Raw genomic sequence first — 25979 nt, 5'->3', positions numbered from 1 at the left:
AATTAAGTGCTAAGTTTTTTGCATTCACTAAGCTGAAAACGAATTTACGTCATTTCAGCTAGTATTAATCTCAGGAATTAAGTTGTTTCCTGTAACTGTAAAGATGCGTATATCTGGTCTAAGTTAGGTTATGCATTTTTGAGAAGTTGCCTTAAAACTAGATCAACTGTAATTAAGTGCTAAGTTTTTTGCATTCACTAAGCTGAAAATGAATTTACCTCATTTCAGCTATAGCGCTGTGCGCAGGCAACAGGCAACAGGCAACAGGCAACAGCTCATCTGGGGGAATGAATTGCCGATAATATAAGACTTTTAGCTATTGGACAGTTCTTGTAATTTGTAAATATACCAGCGCTCATTGCTATAGTATTAATCTAAGGAATTAAGTTGTTTCCTCTAACAGTAAATATGCGTATATCTGCTCTAAGTCAGGTTATGCATTTTTGAGAAGTTGGCGGAAATAGAAGGTTTGTGTCATGGTTGTGCAGCGTCGCCTGCGTATAGATAAATAAAAGTATTAAAAATATCTCTTAACTGAAAGAGAGAAAAGGTTAAGAAAAGGTTAAAAAAAACTATAAGAAAATAGCTGCTGTGTTAAAGATTTTGAAGAAGCGCGCTCTACTGTCCTTAGTTTATCGTAGTTTGATTTTTTGTCAACCTGTCGCAGATTTCCTGAAGTTATAGACCAAGACCTGTTAAGCGATCGCGAATCACCTGAATCCTTACGAAGCGATTGTTAAAAAAGTGAGGATTTTCGGGTAGCAAAAGCCTAAAAATCACTCTTACTATTGTTTTGGCCACTGACTCTGTAATTCCCATTTATCAAAATGTTGGTTGAAGACCCGCGCTCTCTCGCAGAGGAGCGTCGCATGGGAAAACCAATCAATGTTGCGGGTTTACACATAGTATGTTAGAATGTAAGTGTTGAAACTTAGTCAGTAAATGGTTGAAAAGGCGTACAAATTTAGATTTTACCCAACTCCAGAACAGGATAATCTGTTGCGGAGGACATTGGGATGTGTGCGCCTCATTTACAACAAAGCTTTAGCTGTTAGAACTCAAGCCTGGCATGAGAACAAAGAGCGAGTAAGTTACAAACAAACTTCAGCTATGCTTACCGCTTGGAAAAAGCAAGAAGACTTGGATTTTCTAACTGAAGTCAGCAGTGTACCATTGCAGCAAGGCGGTAGTCCATCTACAGACTGCTTTCACCAACTTTTTTAGTGGACGGGCTAAATACCCTAATTTTAAGAAAAAGCGCAACGGTGGTAGTGCAGAATTTACGAAGGCAGCATTTAGATGGCAAGATGGCCAAGTATATTTAGCTAAATGTTCTCAGCCATTATCTATCAGATGGAGTAGGCAACTACCACCGGGCCCGGTACCAACTACAATTACTGTTAGACTTGAGCCTAGTGGTAGATGGTCTGTATCTTTGAGAATTAATGATACCAGAGATTTAAAACTTAAGCAGATTTTGAAGCAAGTTGGTGTTGATTTAGGAATCGCCAGTTTACTAACTACCAGCGATGGAGAAAAAGTTGCCAATCCAAAGAATCTTCAAAAGTTACACAAAAAACTGAGGTTAGCCCAGAAATCCCTGGATAGAAAGCCCGACAAAAAGTCTAACAACTATTACAAAGCCAGGCTGAAAGTCGCCAAGATACACGCTCAGATCAAAGACTCAAGGCTTGACTACACCCATAAGCTAACATACGTCGCCAATCCGACGGCTCCCCTACGACTAATTAGAGAAAACCAAACTATTGTAGTTGAGGATTTGGCAGTTAAAAACATGGTCAAAAAGCGGTGCGACCCCGCGACGACGCTAGTCGCAAGGGAACGCGCACCAAGAGACCACAAATTAGCCAGAGCTATTAGTGATGCCAACTGGGGAGAATTAGTTAGACAATTAGAATACAAAGCCGAATGGTATGGACGGGAATTAATTAAGATTGACCGATATTTCCCTAGTTCCAAGCGCTGCTCTAATTGTGGTCATGCAGTAGAAAAATTACCTCTCAATATTAGAGAGTGGGATTGTCCCGAATGTGGTAGTCACCATGATAGGGACATAAACGCAAGTATAAATATTTTGCGGATGGGAACCCGCGTCGCCGACAGGCGCAAGGGAACGCCCACCAAGAAGGCTGCGGGAGGAGCAGTGTCAGTCTGTGGAGCGACTGTAAGACCTGAAGAGAGCAAATCTCGTCAGGCGGGTGCTATGAAGCAGAAAGCCCCTACCAGCGATGCTAGGGAATCCCGCGCTGTCTCGCGTATAGCAGCGTCGGGAGGATGTCAATCTAGTGCAGAATGGCGGAAATAACTGACCAGTTACAAAATCCTAAAAGCCTTACCGGTAGTGCGTCAAGGAAGTGTGGTAAGTGTGGGGAGGGTGGGAAGTATGGGGAGGGTGGGAAGTCGAAGGAATAACTGTACCTGTATCTTTTTGTGCAAGTCTGCCACTGATCATAGCTTTTATGGTCTGATCTCAAATCCGGTTAAACAGTTATAGATTGGTTAACTCAACCATGAGACAGTCCTAACTCCTCAGGAGGAGAAAGAATCACAAACATTTATTAGTGATGACGATTCGAGATTTTTTTGATGTCCAATTAAACGGATTTGATATTAAAGGCTGAAAAATTTGTACTTTTTTCCCGACAAAAATCCGAAAAACTCACTCCTGACAGTGCTTTTAGATGATTATTAGCCCTACTTATACCAATTACCAAAAGTAATGCTATACTTCAGCTATACTTCAACACCTCAATAGTTACTAAGATTAAAAGTCTGTTTTTGACAATTATTAGTCGGTTAGTATAGATTTTTCGTACGGACGCCCTTATGCAACGTCCCTACCTCTCCCCACACCTCCCACACTTCCCACACTTCCCCACCCAATCATATATAGCATTCTTTTTGAGAAATGATATTACTTATCCCACACTTTAGTGATGCACAACCGCCTTACCAATCAATACTTCTGACTTCTGACTTTTGACTTCTAACTTCCGCGTAGCGGCACTAGGTCCTAACTACTGCCTACCCGAGCAAAAAGACTTTCCATACGCAAACCCTATGTATAAAGAAAAAGTTGATTTAATTCGATAACAAATTATCGAAAGGTAAAATTATGTTGGTATAAAATTATTAACAAAATATATGGTTAGTCAACAAACAATCGATATTGTCAAATCTACCGCACCAGTGCTGAAAAAACAGGGAAAGCAAATTACTACTCGGATGTATGAAATAATGTTTGAAAATCATCCTGAAATCAAATCGCAATTTGATATGTCTGCTCAAGCTGATGGATCTCAACCTGCAAAGTTAGCTACTGCAGTCTATAGTTATGCTGCTCATATTGATAATTTGGCTGGTCTAAAATCAATGGTTGAAAAAATTGCTCACCGTCATGTGCAAACTCATGTACTACCGGAACAATATCCAGTGGTGGGAGAATGTATGTTGCAAGCTATGCAGGATGTTTTGGGAGAGGCAGCTACGCCAGAAGTTATATCTGCTTGGACAGAAGCTTATCAGGCGTTGGCAGAGGTTTTTATTCAACGAGAGCATGAAATTTATGAAGAGGAAAGTGTTTCGTGATTTCAATTTTTGGCGTTGCTGATTCTGGGTATGATTTGATAATTTTGTATTTGGGATTTTTGATTTTGGATGGTTTGAACGACTTGTTAATATTAACTTTTCCCTGTTCCCTGTTCCCTATTCCCTATTCCCTATTCCCTATTCCCTATAAATCTACTTTCATACCTGAATTCAGCAATGCCCATTTTTTTTAGTTAAAAAGACGGGGGAGATCTTGAGTTTAATAGTTGCGGGAGAGCGTAGTGGGGTTGGCAAAACTACTGTTACGTTGGCTCTACTTTCTTATTTAAAGTGGCAAAATTTGCAGGTGCAATCATTTAAGGTGGGACCTGATTATATTGATCCGATGTTTCATCAATATGTTACGGGTAAGTCTTGTCGGAATTTAGACCCGATGTTGACTTCTGAGGTTTATGTGCAACAATGTTTTGCACGAAATATTCAAGATGTTGATTTTGCTTTGGTTGAGGGGGTGATGGGTTTGTTTGATGGGGTAAGTTTCAATCCCCACTCGCCCCCCTTACAAAGGGAGGTAGAAGATGAGTATGATAGTATTTTGTTGAAAAAAGGGGAAAAAGATGATGGTGATGGGTGTTTTCCTAATTTTGTTTTCAATCCCCCCTGTCCCCCCTTAGAAAGGGGGGTAGAAGATGAGAGTGATACCTGCTTTCCTGATTTTGCTTCTACTGCTCATATTTCTCGATTGCTGAATGTACCTGTATTATTGGTGCTTGACTGTAGTCGGTTATCAGCTTCTGTGGCAGCGATCGCTCATGGTTTGATTTCTTTTGACCCTACTATTAATTTTGCTGGTTTGATACTCAACCGGGTAGGGAGCGATCGCCATTTACAGTTACTTCAAAATTCCCTTAAATTTATAAATTTACCTGTACTTGGGGTACTGCGACGACATCAAAATATTACTATTCCTGACCGACATTTGGGTTTACTTCCTACTGATGAAATGCCAGATTTAGATTATTTAATTAATGACTTAGCTGACTTGGCAAAAACTTGTTTTGATTGGGAGAAATTACTACCACTTTTAAAAATTCAGAATGAGGAGTATCAGCACTTTTTATCTAGACAAATTCTCCCTAATAATACTATACATTTTTCACTATCAAATGTCAAGAATGTTGAGAAAAAAAAGTCGGAATTTTTGATAGGAGTAGCTCGCGATCGCGCATTTAATTTCTATTACCAAGACAACCTAGATATTCTGGAAGAATTAGGAGCAAAAATAGTATTTTGGAGTCCCCTAAAGGATGAAAATTTACCTGCGGGAGTAGAAGGTTTATATTTTGGTGGTGGATTTCCAGAAGTTTTTGCCCAACAGTTAAGCGAAAATATTTTAATGAGAAAAGCTGTTGAGAAAGCAATTATTTCTGGAATGCCAACTTATGCTGAATGTGGTGGGTTGATGTATTTATCTCAGGCAATTATTGACTTTAATAGTAAGTCTTGGAAGATGGTAGGAATTTTACCAACGACAGCAGTAATGGGTAAAAATTTAAAGTTAGGATATCGGCAAGCAATTACTAATATAGATACTCCTTTATTAGCGGCAAATACACAAGTTTATGGACATGAATTTCATCGTTCTGAATTAACTGAAGTACCTGAAAGACATCTATACAAAATGTGGCGAATTGATGAGGATAAAAATCGAAGCAAAGCAACTGTTGAAGGTTGGAAATTTTATCAACTTCATGCTTCCTATCTTCATATTCATTGGGGGAGTAGGGTAGATATTCCTCAGCGATTTATTAATTATTTGGAAGAGGGAAGAAGCAAGAAGGAAGAGGGAAAAAGGAAAGACTGAAGTTAATTTTTTTTGCCAACTACTTATGCAGTACAACCTATTTCCGTCATTGCGACCGACAGCAAAGCAATCTCAAATCCTAATTTTTCATACCTTATATAGAATTCGGTTATACAGTGTATATTCATAATTCTATAATTACTTCAATATTCAATCTCCCCATCTCCCCATCTCCCCATCTCCCCACTCCCCTATCTCTCCCAACAACTCTAATAAGTATTCAAGCAGATTTTATATTATGCGTAAGTCCTGTTAAATGTATTGTAGTGTAGGCATCTTGCCCGCGATGGGTGTACCTCAACAAAGTGGAGTATGCTGTATGTTTATATCATGTCCGGTAGCATCGGTCTTGTATAGTAAATAGGCAACAGCTCCGGAAGGCAACAGCTCCGGAAGGCAAGAAAAAAACTTAAATTTCCTGCAAATATCCACGCCAACTTTTACACAAACGATTGCCTTCGGACATGATATTACTTCTCTGTAGGGACGTTGCATGCAACGTCCCTACTCCCCTGCTCAATAAAATATAGAAATAATATAATCTCTCCTTCGACTGCTATATTCCTCACTTTCTACTTTTTTTTGGTAAAATAATCACTGTTTAATATTAATATTCAGCTTGAGAAATAAAATGACAGTATCTGTGGAATTTATTGAAGGATTGAATGAGAAAATTACAGAAGTTAGTCTGAGAAAACGTCGTAACTCTGACACAAAAATAGTTGTACTGATGTTTGACCGTCTTCAAGCTACAGAAAGTTTTCGTTCCTTCACTAATAAAATAAATAAATTATGGTTGAAAGACGAGGAAGGAAATATTGAAGTTGCTCCTAGTGGGATTAAATTTTTGTCTGCTGATGAAAGTGATTTTTCTAAAGTAGAGTGTTCTTTTGAAGTAGAATCAGAGGAAAATTTTGAGAGAGTGATGCGATTTTTAAACCGTTATGCTGAGGCGAATGGTTTTGAGTTTAAGTCTAATTAGGGTTTGCGCTCATAAAGCTTTTTGGTAGGGTTAGGAGACAGGAGACAGGAGACAACCCACCCCTTGCCCCTCCCCCGACCGTGGAGGGGAAGACAGGAGAAATGGCTTGGGAGCGAGGAGGTAGGAGTAAGAATTGTTCCTCAATTTTTCTGTCCGAAGGTTTGCCTTTTATGCTAACTTTTTGAAGGTTTTAGACTAAAAAAGCGCACCCCTTGAGAATTAAATAAGGCTAAAACTTTTACCGAAAAATTGTGGGTATGCGCCTCCCCTTTTAAGGGGATAATAAGCGGTCGTTTGCGGAGCAGTCCGTTAGGATGGGATGGCGAGGTCTCCTCGCCATATCCAATCGACCAAGAGAATAAAAATTTTCATCTCTTTGTCAATCCTCTCCTTGAAAAGAAGAGGTCATTATTAATTATTCATTATTAATTATTCATTATTGAACTATCAATGGTTTTAGGATTAATCAGCAAGCCCTAATTAAGTAACTTTGAACAAGTAAGAAGGAAGAAGTATGGGGATAGTCATTTCAGTTATCAGTTATCAGTTATCAGTACCTCCTCATAAAGTAGGAGACTCGAAATACTGAAGTTTATTTTTTGTCATCCCCTTAAAAAATGAAGCTATTGACCTTACTTTTTGGTCAACGACACGCGACTTTAGTGTCTTATATCATGTCCGGTTGAACAGTGATAAATAAATAACTACGGAGTCCTCAGGAGTCAGGAGTCAGGAGTCAGGAGGAAAGAGGGAAGAAAGAAGAAGAACTGGAGTTGAAGGAGAAAGTTTTTTTATAACTAATTATCCGGACATGATATTATAACCCCAAACAATTTTAAGCATCCCTTGTCAGGTAGAGCATTAGTATTAAACCTGCCACAGAAAAGATAAAAAAATTTGTATAGTTATAGCAAAGAATGGGTTGGTTAGGGCTTATAATGATAATAAACCTTAGACAGGGAAATATTTTTCCCACTGTTGCTTATTCCCTATTCCCTACTATAAATTTGATCAAAATCAAAAATGAGTAAATCAATAGTAGTTAAACAACTGTTTGCCCAAAAAATTACACCAGAGAATTTTCGACCTTTTGGACAAGTAATTTGGGCAACAGGAAATGATAAACAATATGACCAAGACGATGCTCAATTAAATTTAGAAAATGGTACGCCACGATTCTATATTATGCGGTTATTTGGAAAAGACCGAAAATTTACTAAAATTACTCGTCATATAAAATGTACTCAATGTTTGGGTTCCCTAGAAGGTAAGGAATGGTTAATGGCAGTTGCTTCTCCTTGTGTAGAGAATGCACCAAAATTAGAAGATGTAGTTGCTTTTAAAATTCCCGGGAATTGTTTTATTAAATTAGAGGTGGGAACCTGGCACGCGGGACCATATTCAGATTATGAATTTGTAGATTTTTACAACTTAGAATTGAGTGATACAAATGAGGTAGATCATTTTACTCACAACTTTGCTAAAAGTCATAATTTAGAGTTGGAAATTATTTAACTTCCCTGGTGGGAAGTCCCGCGCTCTCCCGAAGGGGAGCGGAGGGATGGGAAAGCCTGGGCAAAGAGTCGGATACCTCCACAAATAAAACCTTCCTATACCCTTGACAAGCTAGGAGGTATGCATGTTATCATCAAGGTCAACACAGGGGGAGGACATCACCTCTGTCAGAATAGCGGTCATTTTTTTCATAATGTAAGAATCCCGCGTTGTTGCGCTATGCGCAACGTCGGGAGTATGTCAAGATTATTCTCCTTTTATGAAACTCTTGTAGGGATATTTCATGGAGTTTTCCTAAATTCTCTTCCACAAGATATTTAAATAGGTTGATTTCGTGGACTATCTACAAGTTGTCGGCAACAGTATTGGGTATAATATAGAATCCGGTTTAACAGTAGTCATTGCAAAGATAGGAAGCAATATCCTAAAACCCTGAGATTGCTTGCTTTCCATCCGTTCCAGTAGCAATGACTTGGATATAGTAATTATCCGGATTTTATATAATAAATAAGAAGAATTAAATAATATGAATCAATGTCCGATATGTCATACGAAATATACTGAAGAATAAAGTTAATTATTGCTCCACTTGTAATTGGGATTTTACTCCATATCGAATAACTTTTCCCTGTTAAATACCAGAGTCTTTTGTTCAGAAGGAGAAGGCTAAAATTTCTTGGGCAATGAAATCAATACTAAATCATGAAGTTGATAACACTAATTGGTCTAATTCTTGTTGCATTTTAGTCATAACTAGCTCATAACAAGCATCAACATAATCGCGATCGCTAGCTGCCTCACGTCCATAACGCTCAAACACAATGGGAGGACAAACCCGAGTATTAATTTTTACTGGCAAAGGGAAATTAGGTAAAGGCCCAATAGCTAATCCCCAGGGTAATCCAATATAGATAGGAAACACTTCTGGATCGAGACTAAATAACCAAGGCAAACCCCATTCATGGAGCTGTTTCACTTGTTCATAAACATCTGCCAGCACTATTAAAGTATCGTGGGCACCATTAGAAATCATTGGCACAATAGGTACCTCTTCACGCAAAGCCAACTTAATAAAGCCTTTACGTCCAGCAAAATAGATTTTATCTCGCATAGAATGAGGACGGAAAACATCTGGGCCACCACCAGGATAAACAGCCACAGAGGCATTTCTTTGGAAAGCAGCGATCGCCATTTTCGGATGCGCCCTAACTGCTCCACATTGTACTGCTAAGGGAGTAGTAGGAAAAACTGACCAGGCATTCTGGTGCATAAGTCCATAAACCAAACGCTCTGTACCAAACCTTTTAAACCAGTCATACATACACATATGCATATCTGGAGCGGGTAAACCACCATTATGAGATCCAACGATCAGTATTTTTTCATCTCTAGGAATATGATGCCACCCATCGGTTTGAACTCGAAAATAATAACGATAAAACCATTCCCATAATGGCATCAAAGATTTAATTACTTCTGGATCGCGGTCATCTAAAGACCAACCATCATAAGGTTGACGAGAGTTTTGCTTATTGACAGTAAACACTGGCATCTATGAATTTGTTATTTTAATCGTAATCCTAATAATTATATCTTAGAATTAGAGAGCATCTATAAAAAAAATGTTAAGACAAGGAAATTAAGAACAAAAAGGTGAGAATTATAAATATGTAGTTGAGACTATGTAGGCTTTTGTATTTGTATCTAAACAAATAAAATTCTTTTGTACGGAGGCTCTATTAAACCTCCCTATTGGTTTGATAATATTCTTCGATCAATTGGTATTATACCAATGCCTAAAAATCATCCTATTTTTATTGAAAACTTTAGTTATATGCTATTATCCCTGCAATTTAAAGATAGTATCTAAACCGGATTTAGTATAACTCCAGTTGATAAAAGGTTGATAATTTTTCTGATATCCGGTGTCCTCTCTATTTCATAAATAAGCCATCTTATATTATGTTCGGTAGAACAGTTATAATTAGGCTCGTAGTTGGACTTTAGTCCTAATACTAAGCATTGTAAGGGCTAAAGCCCAACTACAAACAAAAACTTTATTATAAGTAATTATCCGAACATGATATTACAGGATTTAGCTGATTGTGAAACCGTATTTAACCATATTTTTAATTGGCATAATCCCAGTATTCAAAATTTCGTAATTTCTCTACTTTATTTGTGCAAAACCCCTACTTTAATAATTTTGTACAGTTAAGACATTTTTCTCTAAATAAATTTACATTCAGAACAATCTATAAACTGATATTTAGGTAAATTTTTGATGATATATATCACTATCCAGTTTATTATTTGTCACAGTTATATTTTTACGGAAAAGAGTTAATAGAAGTTGTATCTATAAGTATGGATTTTAATTTTATGAGATTAATCAAAATGAATAATAATACATCTAAAGAAACACAACAAATTCCCAAAAGTTATAACAAAGAACAGATGAATGCAATAGCTAAAGCTATGATTGTCAGTTTTGCTTGGTCTTGGGCAGATTTATTGCAGGAAAATAAATCTAAAAACAACAATACTATTGATAATACGGCTTCATAACTAAATATTCTGTAGTGCAAGTATTTTTATACCAATTTCATAAAATATTGCAAAGCGTGACGACACAGGGAACAGGGAACACCGGAGCTGGGAACAGAGAAAGAAAAACATAAATATTAAAGAGGAAAAAAGGTGGAAATTTGATAATTTATGGAATTTATAATTTTTTATTTTAGGAATAAATCACAAATTAAGATGTAACTGCCTTTTTTGAATTTGGTATTAGGCAGATGAATACAATATGTCAGAAACTAAAAAAAGCCAAATTAAATTAGTTTTGCTAAACCCACCTAATATTCTTTTTAGGTGGGTAGTATACTCAACATTTTTTCAATTAACCTTGCATTCTTAACTGATTTTTTCTATTAAGTGCTTCTTGGTAATTAGGCTTAATTTCCAAAGCTATATTGTAAGAAATAACTGCTTTTTGAATATCTCCTAATTTTTCCAAAATTAATCCTCTTTTAAACCATATTTGATGATTACCTGGTCTTAAAGAAACTATTTGGTCGTAGGCAGCGATCGCTTCTTCATACTGCTCTAACTTTTCCATAATTGTAGCTAGTTCTGACCAAGCTTGATAATTATTAGGCCAAATCTTAATAGCTCGATTATAACTCATAGCAGCCTCTCGATCATTTCCCATTTTTGCTAAACATAATCCTCGTTGCAACCAAGCATCAAAATTATCAGACTGTTTAGCTATGACCAAATCATAAGCTGCTATTGCTTGAGAGTATTTTTGTAACTTTTCTAAAGCAGCTCCTCTTTGTAAACCAACTTTAGCAACAGAAACTCCTTGTTTTACACTCATTTCTATGACTTTATCATAAGCGGCTAATGCTGCTTCGTACTGCTGGAGTTTTTCTAATGCTTCTCCTCGAAAATTCCAAGCTTCTAAAAAATCTGGTTGGGTAGCAATAGCATTCCCATAGGCAATAAGAGCTTCATTGTACTTACTAAGTGCCATGAATGCTTTGCCTCGACCTAACCAAGATTCTGGATAATTAGAATTAATTGTAATTGCCTGATTAAAAGATTCTAATGCCTCATCATATTTAAATAAATCTAATAAAGTATGACCACGACTAATCCAAGCTTCCGGTAAATTAGGATTAATATTAATTGCTTTATCAAAACAAGCAATTCCTCCTTCTTTCCAATGATTTTTTAAAGCTAATCCTTTATAAAACCAAGCTTCATAATCATCTGGATTTAATTTAATTACTTTATTAAAAGAAGAGACTGAATCGTGATATTTGTGTAGTTTACTTTGAGCAATTCCTCGGTTAAACCAAGCTAAATAATTATCAGGCTGTAATTCTATTGCATGGTCGTAACTAGCTACTGCTTCAGCATAACGGTAAGTTTCAACTAAAGCTAATCCTCTATTTAACCAAATATGATAATTATCAGGTTGCAATTTTACAGCACAGTCATAAGCAGCTAATGCTTCAGCATATTTTTTTACATTTAATAAAGCTTGCCCTTGAGCATACCAAATTTCTCCCATCATCGGTTGTATTTTTAGTGATTTTTTATAACAGTGAATGGCAGCTTTATACTGTTTAAATTCAGCTAAAATAATACCTTTATTGTACCAGAGTTCATAATTATTTTGGTTGACTTTTATTCCTTTGTCAAAGCAAGCGATCGCTTCTTCATACTGCTTTAAATTAGATAATACAACACCGTAACAATTCCAAGCATCATCATCGTTTGACTTGATAGATAGCGATCGCTTATAAGCTTCTATTGCTTGTTCATATGTTTGTAGTTTATAGAAACAATGACCTAGTTTTAACCAACCTATAGCCCAGTCTGGCTTGATTTTAACGGCATTTTCGTAGTAGGATATGGCTGACTCGTATCTGCCCATATTATACATTCTGTTGCCACGGTCATATTCTGGAAATGCAGAAAATATACTAAAAATTCCGTTAGACCCGGAGATGTTTTGGCTATTAGTATTGTCTAATGTTGTTAAAAGTGTCAATTTTTGGGATGATTTAAAATCAGTTTTGGTCATAATTTTTTTTCCTTAAGCTTGATAGAGTCTATCTAAAAATAGTATTATATCTTGTACATTTATTTAAAATCTACCTAGATGGTCTAAGTTTCACTAATCTATATATTTATATATCTTCAGAACAAAATGTAAACTATAGGTTTAGAAAAGCGATAGTCGAGAAGTCAGGAGTTTAGAATAGCAACAGCAAAAGTGCTTCGTCCTCGCTGCTATATTAAAAAGTCTGTGTGAAGTGAAGTAATATCATGTCCGTTTAATTAGTTATAATAAAATTCTGGTTGTGCAGAGCGTAAAGTGTGGGATAAGTAAGTAAGACTGGTCAATAATCATCCTATAGCACTGTCAAGAGTGAGTTTTTTAGATTTTTGTCGGGAAAAAAGTGCAAATTTTTCAGCCTTTAAGATCAAATCCGTTTAATTGGACATCAAAAAAAATCTCGAATCGTCATCACTAATAAATGTTTGTGATTCTTTCTCCTGCTGAGGAGTGAGGACTGTCTCATGGTTGAGTTAACCAATCTATAACTGTTTAACCGGATTTGAGATCAGACCATAAAAGCTATGATCAGTGGCAGACTTGCACAAAAAGATACAGGTACAGTGATTCCTTCTACTTCCCACCCAGACCACACTTCCCACACTTCCTTGACGCACTACCAAAATTCTTAGGTCGTAGGTCTGAGGTCGTAAATCCTAGGTGTAAATTCAAGTGAGCACACTGGAAACGGAGCACAAATTTGCGATATTACTTCAATATCGCTTCAATAGAACATTTTTAACTTAATCATCCAGACATAGTATAATTCTGGGTGGTGGTGCATAGTAATGGTAAAGGAAGTGTGGGGAGATGGGGACCCACCCGCGCACCCCTCCGGTGGAGGGGAATTTGGGGAGATGGGGAGTGTGGGAAAAATTAAAAAATATATATCCTCACCATTACCATGCAGGACTACCTAATTCTGAAAGCAAACTATTTTTGAGTAATATCAAATCTGTTTAATTGCATATATAGGAGAAGGAAGAAGGAAAAAAGAAAAATCTTGCATTGTCTGAGTTTTAAGCTTTTGATAATCAAATACAGTAATGGCGACTACTATAGATCCAATGTGAGACCTATATGGAATAGTAAAATTTCTAGCAATACTCAACGTTTAAGGGTTTAGTATCCTCTACTGACTACTGACTACTAAATTAAAGTGAGGTTGTTCAACTGGGTTTGATATAACATCAAGACCGCAAACAAAAGAGGATTTGAGCAAAGTTTCACTACAAAAGAAAAAAACAAGGTTAGGTATGGCATTTGCTAGCGCACAACTACATTAACGCGGAGCGTTGCATCAGCAGTATTGCCCATCAAATTGTCACAGAAGAACATGGCGATGAGATTATCTGCGATTCTACACTTGGGCAAGGGACAACACTCACAATTTCTTTAACTACATTAAATACCATATATTTTATTTTTTTTCAATAGCTTTAAAATAAGAAAAACTAATTAAATTTATATATAATATTTATACTTGTGAATGATTAAGACGCGACAATTAGCTCGATTGGTGTAACAATCAAATAGGTGGCAAAAACAGGTTAGCTATTATTCACTTTTAAATAAAGAGCTTAAAAGCATAACTAACCTATTTTTAGGCAAATTTATTTGCCTCAGCAATCTTAGATGTTTCTTTATGTTGTTCTGAAAATTGGAACTAGAGACTTTAAGTAGTAGGTCTCTCAAATATATTACTGCGGATCATTTTAATACAGGGGGAGGACATCACCTCTGTCAAAATTGCGGTCAGGGTTTCCCGGGCTGAAAAATCTCCTGTGGTCGCGTAAGCGCAACGTCGGGAGTATATCAAATTTGTTGATGCCATGGAAAATAATTTAGTCTGAATACTTCTGCTGTTGAGGACAGTAAAAATTACTTACAGCATCCTCAGACTATTTGCAATCAACCCCTCTGGTCACTTAGACCTCTCCACATTAGTGTGTGAGGAAAAATTGTACTGGAAAATCAAAAGTCAATATCTTGAAGAAGAATGCGACCTATGGAATTCTCACCCTACCAAGCGCATTTGCAGCGTGTAGATGGTGAAGTCTTAAACCCATAAGGGAAAAGATAATTAACTTTTGATTTTTGCCAATTAAATTAATCGATCATGACTATTGACATATTACCTTTCCGGTAAAGTAAAAAAATTCACTGTAGAACTCTTATAGAGACCTAAACGCAAGTATTAATTTGAGAAAGCGAGTGTGTAATTCTGAGGTCTTCTCATAATGTAAGACACACTCAAGATATGCGGTCGGCTTTATTTACCGTGAATGCCTGTGGACGGAGTGCTGCCGACAGTTCCGCAAGAAGCAGGAAGTAAACATCATAGCTGTCACTCGATGTGACCCTTTGTATCAGCTTTATGAAGCAGTCTCGAGACACTATGCAAAATCTGGTAAAAACAGGGGTATGGATGAAGCCCCAAAATATTAACATTCTAAATACTATGATTGCTCGTATGTATACTACAGTACCTAAATTTCAGCCATTAAAACCCTTGCGACAATGGCTAGATCATATAGAAATTAACAATCCCAAATTAGCAAGATTTCTGTGCCAGTTAATTCCCAGTCAGTGCCCTTTCGAGCGCGATATCACTTTTTTTGGTCATATCTTGTTTCATATTCCTCCCATGTGCAAACTTAACCCTCTTTATGATGAATTAATTGGTTTGAGGTTTAGAGCTTTGTGTTATTTAGCGGATATTTGTGGAGAAGATGTTACCTCATACTGCTAGTCTTGGAAGCAATAATCAAGCCCATTTTCACCAATAAATTAGGTCCAAAGCCTCCCCTTGAAAGGGGATAAAAAAGGAAATTTCGGATTTTCTTACCTCCCTATTGCAGGAGGTACTGTTAATTGATAACTGATGGTGTAGCTCCTCTGTAAAGAGGCTAACTTATAACTGAAATGACCGCTTTTTATGTTGGCGAAAACCGAAAAGGCAAAGCTTTCCCAGTTAAAAATTAATCAATTGAAATCAACTTTTATTCTATGGGAAAGCTATGAGATACTTGACTGTAGCTAAATTTAAACCACAGCCATTAATAATCCCTTAAATAATTTGATGCCATCTGTATCACCTAACATTGGGTCTGATGCTCTCTCTGGATGAGGCATCATTCCCAACACATTGCCTTGACGGTTGCAGATCCCAGCAATATTATTAAGAGATCCATTGGGATTAGCTACTTGACTAATTTCACCATTTTCCGTACAGTAACGAAATAAAATTTGACGATTATTCTCTAATTCTTTCAACGTTTCTGCATCAGCATAATAACGACCTTCACCATGAGCTATTGGTAAACGAATCACTTCTCCTTTTGTATAAGTAGATGTCCAAGCAGTATCAGAGTTTTCTACTTTGACCGGAACTCGATCGCAGATAAAATTTAATTGCTGATTTCTGACTAATGCTCCTGGCAATAGTCCTATTTCTGTCAATATCTGGAAACCATTACAGATACCTAATACTAACTTACCTTTTTGCGCATGAGCAACAGTTGCTGCCATGACTGGAGAAAAACGAGCGATCGCTCCGCATCTGAGATAGTCGCCATAGCTAAAACCTCCAGGGATAACTATTACATCTAGACCGGAAATATCTTCTTCTTGATGCCAAACCATGCGAGTTGGTTGACCTAATAAATTTTGAGTGACCCAAGCTACATCCCGATCGCAGTTAGAACCAGGAAACACAATAATACCAAATTTCATATTAATTTCAATGATAGTTGCTATACTCCGAAGATGTGAGACTTCAGGTGTTATTGCAGATTTTTCAAGAGTACTATCCACTAGCAACTAGGTCTAAAACTCCACTGTCAGAACTGATGTCCACAGTTTCACCTAAAATCTACCACCTAAAACCTAGCACCTTCTTTGACAGTTTCCATTAAACATCTCCAAAAATCAAAAATCAAATCAACTCTGATCCAGAAATTATCAATTATTTCTCTCTGTTGCCTCACAGGAGTCAGCATTCCCTCTCTTGGTCGGCGTTCCCTTGCGTCTGACGCCGACGCGGGTTCCGACCGCTTGCGACTGGCGTCGTCGCGGGGTCTGACCGCTGTTGCCTGTTGCCTGTTGCCTCTTTTCTAGAGATGTCTATTAAATCAAAACGATAATTTTCAATGACAGGATTCGCTAATAGTCGATCGCAGATTAATTCTAGTTGTTCCTTAGCTTTTGCTTCATCAGTTGCCTGAAGCATCAACTCAATATATTTACCAATTCTAATTTGCTCTACATTTTCATATCCCATCTGTGCCAACCCAGATTTAACTGCAGTACCAGCAGGGTCTAAAACAGATGGTCTTAGGGTAACATATATATGTGCCTGATATTGTTTTGTCACGTGATTAAAAAATCTTAGATTTCAACTGAACACGTTTAGATATTATCAGTTAAGTTATATTTATAGTTAACAAAGTTGGCCATGAAATCCAATCGTACCCGGTCTCAAGAGCGCATTTTGAAGCTATTAAAAATCCAGAAGCGATCGCTATCTGCTCAGGATATTTATTCAGCACTGCGCGAATGTGACCAACCTCTGGGATTAGCAACAGTCTATCGTTCTTTAGATGCCCTCAAACAAGAAGGGGTAGTGATTGTCCGGACTTTGGCCAATGGCGAATCTGTGTATAGTTCCTTGCAGCAAGCCCAACATCATTTGACCTGTGTAAAATGTGGGACTTCTATTCCGATTAATGAATGTCCTGTCCATAATTTAGAAAATCAATTACAGAAGTCCCACAAATTTAAGATTTTTTATCACACTTTAGAGTTTTTTGGACTTTGTGACCGCTGCACTTTAACTTGAAGAAGGAGTCAGGAGACAGCTATACTGGAGACAGAATCAATTGCATGGGGATAGTCAACGACCGGCCACTTCATGTCTTAATAACCCCAAATAATTGTAGACACCGGGGGTGATGATGGGAATTTATACCCCATAAAGCTTCCTGCCAGGAGACAGTTCCGATGAGCAAAGCCAAAAAATTCTACTGACTTTGAACTGAATTTTTGCCATCTGCCACAATGGAACGCATACCTTCTAAAGTTGCTGGAATATTTCGGGGGTCCATGAACATAACTTTACTACTGTCACTACTACCAATTTTCTGACCCATATCTAAATAGTTTTGAGCCAATAAAAATTGAAGTGCTTCTTTAGCATTGGGGTCTTGATGGAGGGTTTTAGTAATAATTGCTAATGCTTCAGAAGTTGCAGAAGCTCTTAATACTTGAGATTGACGTTCAGCTTGAGCTTTAAGTACAATTGCTTTTTGTTGTGCTTCTGCTTCTAAAATAGTTGCTTTTTGACGAGCTTCGGCATCAAGGACTTGTGATTCGGCCTTACCTCTGGCAGAGTTAATTGCAGAATCTCTTTCCCCTTCTGAAGTTAAAATTGCTGCCCGTTTTTGCCGTTCCGCAGTCATCTGTAATTCCATAGAATCTTGTACTGCTTTTGAAGGGCTAATATCTCGTAATTCTACCCTAGTTACTTTTACTCCCCAAGGGTCAGTAGCAATGTCTAATTCTCTGAGTAATACCTCATTAATTTCTGTGCGAGCTGTAAAGGTTTGGTCTAATTCTAATTTACCCATTTCTGCCCGAATTTGAGTTAGAACTAGATTAACCATTGCAGATTTAAGGTCTTCGACTTTGTAGTAGGCTTTTTCCAAATCCATAATCCGCCAATAAACCACAGCATCTACACTAATTGCTACGTTATCTCTAGTAATACATGGTTGAGGTGGAATATCTAATACTTTTTCCCGAATAGTTTCTTGATAAGAAATTTTATCTAAAAATGGGATAACAAATTTTAAACCAGCATCTAATTTTCTGCCATTATATTTACCTAAAGTTTCTACTAAAGCTTCGTTTCCTTGATTAATAACTTTGACACTTCCGGCTAAACCTGAACCACCTAAAGCTAAAAAGACTAACAAAAAAAACTGTTCCATTTTTAATCTCCTAATTATCTAATTAGTTGTTATCTCAATTGACTTTGGTGAGGGAGATAAACTGAAGAATTTAATAAATTTTCTGGCAGTACAAATAAAGTATTACCTTCACGTCTAACGACAATAACTTTTTCATTAGCAGCGATCGTGCCACTTTCATCGTCACATTTTGCCCGCCAAGAATTACCTTCATAAATTACTCGACCAGGCTGGCCTGGTAATATTTCTGTTAAAGTTTCTGCCTCCTGAGCATCTGCAATAGTAGCCACTGTATGATTGGGCAGCAGACGACGGAAGGCAAAAATAGAAGCTACAGAAAAAATCATCCACAAGGCCACTTGTACGCTAATACTAGGAATTAAGAGGGACACTCCTGCCACAACAAAGGCACTCAGTCCCATAATAAATTCAACAAAGGCTGTGGGTACGAGGAGTTCTAAAAAACAAAGAATTGCCCCAGCCAGTAACCAAAATATCGTTGGATTTAATAGCATGGATAAATGGGAGTGGTGAGGTTAAATTTATGAGTGATTTTTCAGTAAAATTACTGTAGTTTGCTTTCATCACTACCTAAAATTATTTCTTGACAAATAGTCAAGTATATAATTTAGTTTATTCTGAAATTTATGAAGATAACTCCTATCTCAACATATCTTTGCGTCTTGACACAAAGAAAGTCAGTTTGGAACCCTCCTAAATTATTTATCAACACCGAAAAAAACAATTCCTTATATCAATTCTCAAATTAATATTTATATTCTAGTTTTTAATTTTTAATTTTTAAATATTGAGTTAATAAAATGTCTTCTACCCCACTAATTCATTGCCCAAATATTAACTGTCCTTATCCTGCCAATTCCTGGGGTCGCCAAGAGTGCGAAGCTTGCCAAACTCAATTAATCTATCGCTATTTATGGGCTGTTGATGTCGGAGTTGAGATTCCTGTTGGGGAGTTTCTGGGCGATCGCTACTATGTTGTAGCCCCACAAGTTTGGCTGGATACTAAACCTGCTCAACCTCCTTTTATGTATGAGGAGTTACCAGATAATATAACGCCATATTTACATTTATATCCCTATAAACTCCATACACCAGGGGTATATGGTTTTTATCAATATGGAGAAGAAGCTTATCCTAGAGATATTCTGTTGTTAGACAATGTTCCTCTAGACTCTCAAGGTCAGTTGTATCCTGCTTTTGTAGAGGCTTGGCCTACAGCAACTCCTGTACGTCAAGTTTACTGGTTATGGCAAATGATGCAGTTATGGAAACCTTTATCAAAAGAGCGCATGGCTTTTAGTCTTTTGACAAATAGTTTAAGGGTCGAAGGTTGGCGGTTACGACTATTAGAGTTGGACTTACAAAACCGGAACACTAAACATAGAGATTTAAGGATTTTTTGGTCTAATTTGATTCCTACTGCTCATCCTCATATCCAACAGCCATTGCAAGAAATTTGTCAAATGATTGGGGACATTGGGGAATCTCTAGAGGCGATCGCCCCTAAATTGAACCAACTCCTATTGGAACAGGCGGCCAAATTACCATTAAATGCGGAAATAGTAGGGGCTACGGATACTGGGCCTGTGCGTCTCCATAATGAAGATTGTTGTTATCCAACGGAACAAGATTTAGTTAGTAATCAGTTAGTGCCCCATTTAGCAATGATTTGTGATGGTGTAGGTGGCCATGATGGCGGAGAGGTAGCTAGTCAACTAGCAGTACAGTCCATTAAAAGATTAGTTCAAAATCTATTGACAGAAGTAGCCCAACAACAGGATTTAACATCGCCAGATTTGGTAATGAAACAACTTGAGGAAATTATTAGGGTAGTCAATAACATGATTGCCACTGAGAATGATGAACAAGGAAGAGAGTCCCGACAACGTATGGGCACAACATTAGTCATGGCGCTACAGTTGCCCCAACAGGTTAAACCTTCTCTAGAATCAAATCCGAATAATGCCCATGAATTGTACATAGCTAATTTGGGAGATAGTCGTGCCTATTGGCTAACTAAAAATACTTGTCAATTGTTGACTGTGGATGATGATGTGGCTTCTAGGGAGACGCGTCTTGGTCATTGTCTGTATTGGCAGGCATTACAACGTCGTGATGCGGGTGCCCTGACTCAAGCTCTTGGTACGAGGGATGGGGAATTTATTCGGCCAACTATTCAAAGATTTTTGATTGAAGAAGAGGGTTTATTGCTATTGTGCTCCGATGGTTTGAGTGATAATGATTGGGTTGAGAAGTCTTGGACTGAGTATACTTCTAGGATTTTTCGAGGTGAATTTTCTCTCAAGCAGGCAGTTGAGTATTTGATTGAGTTGGCGAATGATAAAAATGGTCACGATAATACTTCGGTGGTGCTTGCCTACTATCGTATTTCTCCAGAACAGTTGATTTTATTGAATAATCCTACAGCAATACCTCTGGAAAAGGAGGTAATGCCAGAATTATCTGAAGCTTCTAAAGCACTTCTTTATAGTAGTGATGATAATGATGATGTTTCGGAGCTGAAACCTGAAGTTGACCTTGACCCTGACCCTGATTCTGAGGTGGAGGCCATACCAAATTCTCCAAGGCTAAAACCCTGGATGTTTATGGTTGGTTTATTGTTGATATTATTTGTAGGGGCAGTTGTAGCAGTGTGGCGCAATTGGGAAAATTTTCGCTCAAATCCTAATGATGCTCCTGCATCTTGGGAAAGTCCAATGATACCTCAGCCTGCGGAAGTTCCTGTTTCTCCTGATTCTTAAATGTTCAATTTTGGACTTATAGCTGAGATACTAATTTTTGTCGCTCTTTTTACCTCTTTTCAATGTTCTCTGTCCCCTAGCTCCAAGATATTTTCTGCACAACTCAAATAGGACTGCTATATAGATTAATTGATAGTAATTTTATCTTTAATATTATCTCTATAGTTGATTAAAAAATTGTTCAACGTGAAATTGATGTAGATTTAAGGTTGGTTTTATGAAAGAATAGGAAGATTCTTAAAGCTAGTGTAATTTATTCTTGGAGTTACATTAGTTAAAAAGCGTTTCGGTCTGGAATGCTTCCCTACGGGATGCTACGCAAACGCAAACAGCAATTGGTGCATTCAGCTTAGATTTATACTGAAACTGAGAGAAATACAATTTAAAAAGGGATTTAAACCCCTCTTAAATTATTCGGCTTCTACAAGTCGGGGATTTCAATCCAAGCTGATAGCTGAAACCTTTTAGCCCAGAGCTAGTTAAATTTCTAGGAGATGATAGTATAAGGTTTTAATATATGAAAGTAGGCGATCGTGTTCGCGTTAATAAATCTGTTGTTGTTTATATTCATCCTGAAAATAGAGGACAACCATTCGATCTTAAAGATGAGGAGGGAGAAGTTATTGGTATTGTAAATGAATGGAAGGGCAGACCAGTTAGCGCTAATATGCCAATTCTTGTCAAATTTACAGCAAAACTTAAAGTTCATCTTAAAGAAGAGGAATTAGAACTTATATAGCAGAAGAAAGAAGGAAGAAGGAAGAAGGAAGAAGGAAAAATCTGGCGTTGTCTGAGTTTTAAGCTTTTGATATGTCCGCGCCCTTTGTTTCGACTGCTATAGAATAACCTAAAGTGAATACTGAATAGGATTTATGGGGCATTGTCCCCATTTATGTTCCTATTTTTTGACTTTAGGGTGAATTAATTTCAAGAAAAAACCTAAAATATTAATATCGCTCTGCATTTTTTGTAGTTCTTTTTGGTGTTGTTCAGCTATCTCATAATACCACTGACAATAATTTTGAAAATCTTCTCTATATTTTACCTCTTGATAAAATTCCTGAGTAGTTTGAGAAATTTGAAAAATTTCTGTAGCAGGTGAATTTGTTTCTGGAAAGATGCTTCTTAATTCTGGAGGCATTGATTTTATTCCTAAATAGTCAAGATAAGTAAGAAAGAACAGAGAAGGGGTAAATTGTATATTTTATCCCTTAATTCAAATACATAAGTTGATATAAAGATTAAACCTTTTGTTTATTCTAAAAATTGTTAAAAGCATCTTGTATAACTGTGCAATATTTTTTCTCTGTTGACAAAAAAATAAGGTCTTAAGTCTCCCCTTTTAAGGCAGGGTCAATTTATTGTCACCCTTAGAAAAATTGTATCCTTTGAAATTTCGTACATTTTGCTAGGATTAGTTAACCAAAAATATAGAGCTGTAAATATTCTCCCCAGGCAAAGAATTAGCCCTGCCCCTTTTAAGGGGATAAAAAGCGCTCGTTTTGCTGGCGCACAACTTTCCTATCGGAATGAAGGGCGCGAACGTTAACGGCTGTCGCCAACATGTTTGCGTAGCATTCCGCAGGAAAAAGCGGAGCTTCCCGAAGAGTGGGATGACGAGGTCTCCTCGCTATATCCAATCAACCAAGGGAAAGAAAATTCAGAATTTCAAGCCTCCTGCTTAAGCCCTATCCATTGCCCACATCTTTCTTAACATAAAGCTTGACAAAATAGACGAGTTATTATTTAGTCTTGGCTCGGCTTTTTCGGGAGAAAAAATATATTTTTCCATACATTTTTTTTGACAACTTCAGTAGTTTTACTTAGCTACTATGATTTTTTCTCCTTTCTCCCTTGATCCCTGCTCCCCTACTCCCCACAAGTGTTTCAAGACTTATGGGTAAGGGATAGCCGGAGGTACTGATAGCCTAGTGGGACTTAAAAATTTTATTTTATGGTCAAAAAATGGCTGAGAGTCAGTCTAGATCAGGAAATTGCGTCAATACACTAAAAATCCCTAGAACCCTTGGTAATTAAAGATTTCTGCTTTTTGACGTAAAAGCCTTTTCCTATATAGGGTTTTCTGAAAAAGTCTTTTGGTCAAGGGAGAAGTCAGGAGAAATGGGAATTATAGAGGAGGTAGTTGGATGTTTTGTCCCTTGATTTTTCTGCCCAACTCTTGCCCAAAATGCTCACATACATGAGCTTGAGGCACCAAAAACCAGACACTTTTTTCGACCCTAAAAAGACTAAAGCCAATATCAGTCAATGCTTTGAGATTTAATCAGCAAACCCTATAGAAGCCCTGATCGTATCTTCATAAATATTAAATTTTTCTAGCTAGGAGACAGCTATACTGGAGACAGGAGACAGGAGAAAACCCACCCCTAACCCCTCCCAGGAGGGGGAGGGAAGAGGGAGGAGGGAAGATGTGGGGAGAAATAATACAAAAAATTCAACACTCCTTTTCAGATTTTTCCTCACTCATTGATGGGCGAAAAGACTTGGCTACCATAATTATATAAATATCAAATGGGTTCTATATATATTTGAGCCTATTTTCTACTTCTATTTTGTGTAAGTCCCACTAGCTCCTCTGTAAAGAGGCTAACTGATAACTGATAACTGAATTGACTATTCCCTAAAAATCCACAATATCTTGCAATTCAGATAATATTGCTATATATTAAATCCTTTATTCTATTCTAACTACTGACTACAAAAAAAATATATTATAACCACCCTCGCAGACGATATACTATTATACCTATATATTCTTTTAAAGCTTTAGTAGAATTTTGTAAATTTGCAGCATCAGGAATAATATTTAACAGAAAACCTTGCCAAGTATCTTGTATTTCTTGTAAATCTCTTTCAGTAACTAAAAAATCTGTTGGGGCAGGAATTACTGATATTTTCTGTTTTTTGAAGACCAACATAGAACGGGGAGTATGCAGTGCTGAAGTGACTAACAAGACAGTGCCATTAATGTTATTTTTATCTAAAATTTGTTTAACATTAACAGCATTTTGATATGTATTTAAAGAATCAGTATCTTGTAAAATTGCTTTTTTTGGTACTCCCATAATTTCAGCAATTTCTGCCATATCTCCAGACTCGGGGTTCCCTCCATCTTTCCAATCAACTCTACCCCCACTTAATATCATTAAAGGTGCTTTACCCTGCTGATATAATCTTACTCCATGTAAAATTCGATCGCCTGCTTCACTAAAATCTACCCAAGGTCGGGGTGAATTTGCAGGTTTAATTCCACCACCTAAAACTACAATTGCTTCTGCTGAAGGTAATTCTTTCGGCGGTAAATTTTGCCATTCTAAGGATTTAATAAGTCCTTGAGAAATCCACGAATTACTAAACATAAATGTTACTGTAAATGCCAGAAAAATTACTAATGCTGACCATTTAGGATACCACCACAATAAAATAAAAGCTATCAGCATTAGCAAGCAAGATAACCCCAAAGGATAGATAAATAAAGGGAGTAATTTAGAAAAAAACAAAAACATTAGAAGTCAAAGATTAGTATTTTTTTCGAGATTTTTGATATCTTCTGGAAGAAACTTGACTTGACCTTGAAAACCAACTTAAGATAGAAACACCGCTACGTTCTCTAGGTGTTTTAGGCCATGTTTTTGGTGGTTTTGGTGGTTTTGGTGGTTTTGGGGAATCTATAGGTTCAGTATTTGTTTTCTCTGGAATTTCTGGTCTTGATTCTATTTGTGACCAATACCCTAATAAACCAGCAGAAATGCCTGCAATTACACCCAATACAATACTTAATTTTATTGTATATTCTAGTAGGCTAAAGCTAATGCTGAAAAATAGAGAAACTGCTATTCCTGCAATTAAGCCTGTTGATATTGATGATTTATTCATGCTTTGGCCAAGGCATTAAGTGATTGATGTTTGAAAAATTATATCAAGTCTGCTTAATTCAGGATATTTACATTGATAACGTGAGAAGTCCCACCCCATTAAAGCACTTTTCATTTAAGTAGACTACAAATTTTTTTTTGCGCACGACAGTAGGAAGTTTAGGAGAGATAGGTAGATGGGAAGACCTGGAGTGGAAAAAACTGTGAGTAGTGGTACTTTGATATTTTTTACAGCGAAAATGCCTTCAAAGCTAGTAGGGGCAAGGGAAATACGTTACTCTGGCTAACAATGGCTCAAACCTAGATATATCAGGAAAAAGGTTGGTTAAATGTAAAACCTAGACTATATAAGGGTTTGATGCTGTTCTTAACATATTTTTTGTCAAAGTAGCGGTAGGAAATAAACCGAAATACATCCTCTCTCTTGGTCAATTGGATATGGCGAGGTCTCCTCGTCATCTCTCGACCGCTTTCTTTTAATTGGAGCTGAGGTAGTAACAGCTGACATCATTAGGTAATTGGTCCCAAGTTCAATCAATACCATTACCGTTGCAGGACTGCCGAAAAATGCTTTGGCCAGTGTACTCTTCTATCTATTTGAAAACCGCTATAATTTGAAAAACTTATGGCAGTCGCTATTGAAGCAGAAGTTATCAAAGACATTGGCAGTGGACTCAACTTCAAACGAAAAGGTCTTAGAGCCATACTGGACAGACTATTGCGAGGAGATCAGCTCACAATTATTGTTACCTGTAGGGACAGACTTA

Annotated in this window: 18 protein-coding genes and 2 pseudogenes; 11 read left to right on the top strand and 9 right to left on the bottom strand. The window is 37.1% G+C overall.

What is annotated here, in order from left to right; genetic code table 11:
• The first annotated feature begins 942 nt into the window (after positions 1-942).
• The 5 genes and pseudogenes from F6K23_RS33520 (at position 943) to F6K23_RS33500 (ending at position 7931) form a co-directional block, all read left to right on the top strand.
• Positions 943-2326, top strand: a pseudogene (locus tag F6K23_RS33520) (RNA-guided endonuclease InsQ/TnpB family protein).
• A gap of 839 nt (positions 2327-3165) precedes the next feature.
• The gene (locus F6K23_RS33515; protein ID WP_293164382.1) at positions 3166-3609 is read left to right on the top strand and encodes a globin domain-containing protein; all 444 of its coding nucleotides are present in this window, start codon (positions 3166-3168) and stop codon (positions 3607-3609) included.
• Positions 3610-3823: 214 nt separating this feature from the next.
• Positions 3824-5434 (top strand): cobyrinate a,c-diamide synthase, encoded by a 1611-nt coding sequence (locus F6K23_RS33510; RefSeq protein WP_293164379.1) that lies wholly within the window; start codon positions 3824-3826, stop codon positions 5432-5434.
• Positions 5435-6065: 631 nt separating this feature from the next.
• Positions 6066-6416 (top strand): photosystem II reaction center protein Psb28, encoded by a 351-nt coding sequence (gene psb28 / locus F6K23_RS33505; protein WP_293164376.1) that lies wholly within the window; start codon positions 6066-6068, stop codon positions 6414-6416.
• 1023 nt (positions 6417-7439) lie between these two features.
• The gene (locus tag F6K23_RS33500; protein ID WP_293164373.1) at positions 7440-7931 is read left to right on the top strand and encodes an ureidoglycolate lyase; all 492 of its coding nucleotides are present in this window, start codon (positions 7440-7442) and stop codon (positions 7929-7931) included.
• Between the two features lie 700 nt (positions 7932-8631).
• Here the strand turns inward: F6K23_RS33500 and F6K23_RS33495 are convergent.
• Positions 8632-9483, bottom strand: a complete 852-nt coding sequence (locus tag F6K23_RS33495; RefSeq protein ID WP_293164370.1) for a lysophospholipid acyltransferase family protein — start codon at positions 9481-9483, stop codon at positions 8632-8634.
• Between the two features lie 845 nt (positions 9484-10328).
• On the opposite strand from F6K23_RS33495, the gene F6K23_RS33490 reads away from it, so the two are divergent.
• On the top strand, positions 10329-10499 hold the full coding sequence (locus tag F6K23_RS33490; RefSeq protein ID WP_161565052.1) for a hypothetical protein: 171 nt from the start codon (positions 10329-10331) through the stop codon (positions 10497-10499).
• A gap of 334 nt (positions 10500-10833) precedes the next feature.
• On the opposite strand, the gene F6K23_RS33485 is transcribed toward F6K23_RS33490, so the two are convergent.
• Positions 10834-12528: a tetratricopeptide repeat protein gene (locus tag F6K23_RS33485; protein WP_293164363.1), complete on the bottom strand. Its 1695-nt coding sequence runs from the start codon at positions 12526-12528 to the stop codon at positions 10834-10836.
• A gap of 846 nt (positions 12529-13374) precedes the next feature.
• Here F6K23_RS33485 and F6K23_RS33480 point away from each other — a divergent pair.
• Together F6K23_RS33480 and F6K23_RS33475 are read left to right on the top strand one after the other, a co-directional pair.
• Positions 13375-13527, top strand: coding sequence for a hypothetical protein (locus F6K23_RS33480; protein ID WP_293164360.1), 153 nt, complete (start codon positions 13375-13377; stop codon positions 13525-13527).
• A 1498-nt stretch (positions 13528-15025) separates the two neighbouring features.
• Positions 15026-15316, top strand: a complete 291-nt coding sequence (locus F6K23_RS33475; protein ID WP_293164411.1) for a Mo-dependent nitrogenase C-terminal domain-containing protein — start codon at positions 15026-15028, stop codon at positions 15314-15316.
• 293 nt (positions 15317-15609) lie between these two features.
• Here F6K23_RS33475 and purQ read toward each other — a convergent pair whose 3' ends face one another.
• On the bottom strand, positions 15610-16299 hold the full coding sequence (purQ, locus tag F6K23_RS33470) for a phosphoribosylformylglycinamidine synthase subunit PurQ (protein ID WP_293164357.1): 690 nt from the start codon (positions 16297-16299) through the stop codon (positions 15610-15612).
• A 379-nt stretch (positions 16300-16678) separates the two neighbouring features.
• Positions 16679-16939, bottom strand: a pseudogene (gene purS / locus F6K23_RS33465) (phosphoribosylformylglycinamidine synthase subunit PurS); the annotation flags it as partial.
• 81 nt (positions 16940-17020) lie between these two features.
• On the opposite strand from purS, the gene F6K23_RS33460 reads away from it, so the two are divergent.
• A complete protein-coding gene (locus tag F6K23_RS33460; RefSeq protein ID WP_293164354.1) occupies positions 17021-17404 on the top strand; it encodes a Fur family transcriptional regulator in 384 nt (127 codons plus the stop codon).
• A gap of 181 nt (positions 17405-17585) precedes the next feature.
• On the opposite strand, the gene F6K23_RS33455 is transcribed toward F6K23_RS33460, so the two are convergent.
• On the bottom strand, positions 17586-18554 hold the full coding sequence (locus F6K23_RS33455) for an SPFH domain-containing protein (RefSeq protein WP_293164351.1): 969 nt from the start codon (positions 18552-18554) through the stop codon (positions 17586-17588).
• A 29-nt stretch (positions 18555-18583) separates the two neighbouring features.
• The gene (locus F6K23_RS33450; RefSeq protein WP_293164349.1) at positions 18584-19048 is read right to left on the bottom strand and encodes an NfeD family protein; all 465 of its coding nucleotides are present in this window, start codon (positions 19046-19048) and stop codon (positions 18584-18586) included.
• Positions 19049-19354: 306 nt separating this feature from the next.
• On the opposite strand from F6K23_RS33450, the gene F6K23_RS33445 reads away from it, so the two are divergent.
• Both F6K23_RS33445 and F6K23_RS33440 read left to right on the top strand, forming a co-directional pair.
• Complete coding sequence (locus tag F6K23_RS33445) at positions 19355-21316, top strand: PP2C family serine/threonine-protein phosphatase (RefSeq protein WP_293164346.1); 1962 nt, start codon at positions 19355-19357, stop codon at positions 21314-21316.
• Between the two features lie 517 nt (positions 21317-21833).
• Entirely contained in the window at positions 21834-22055 is a 222-nt protein-coding gene (locus F6K23_RS33440; RefSeq protein ID WP_293164344.1) for a ferredoxin-thioredoxin reductase variable chain, read from the top strand.
• 159 nt (positions 22056-22214) lie between these two features.
• On the opposite strand, the gene F6K23_RS33435 is transcribed toward F6K23_RS33440, so the two are convergent.
• From F6K23_RS33435 to F6K23_RS33425, 3 genes are all read right to left on the bottom strand, one after another.
• On the bottom strand, positions 22215-22457 hold the full coding sequence (locus tag F6K23_RS33435; RefSeq protein ID WP_293164342.1) for a hypothetical protein: 243 nt from the start codon (positions 22455-22457) through the stop codon (positions 22215-22217).
• Positions 22458-24048: 1591 nt separating this feature from the next.
• Positions 24049-24843 carry a YdcF family protein gene (locus F6K23_RS33430; RefSeq protein ID WP_293164339.1) on the bottom strand — a complete coding sequence of 265 codons (795 nt, stop codon included), beginning with the start codon at positions 24841-24843 and terminating at the stop codon, positions 24049-24051.
• 13 nt (positions 24844-24856) lie between these two features.
• Positions 24857-25213, bottom strand: a complete 357-nt coding sequence (locus tag F6K23_RS33425) for a hypothetical protein (RefSeq protein WP_293164336.1) — start codon at positions 25211-25213, stop codon at positions 24857-24859.
• Positions 25214-25979: the final 766 nt, after the last annotated feature.

Origin of the sequence: Okeania sp. SIO2C9, from assembly GCF_010672455.1 — a bacterium.
GTDB lineage: Bacteria > Cyanobacteriota > Cyanobacteriia > Cyanobacteriales > Microcoleaceae > Okeania.
Note: the sequence above shows the minus strand (reverse complement) of the source record. Positions and strands in the feature narration are given on the sequence as shown.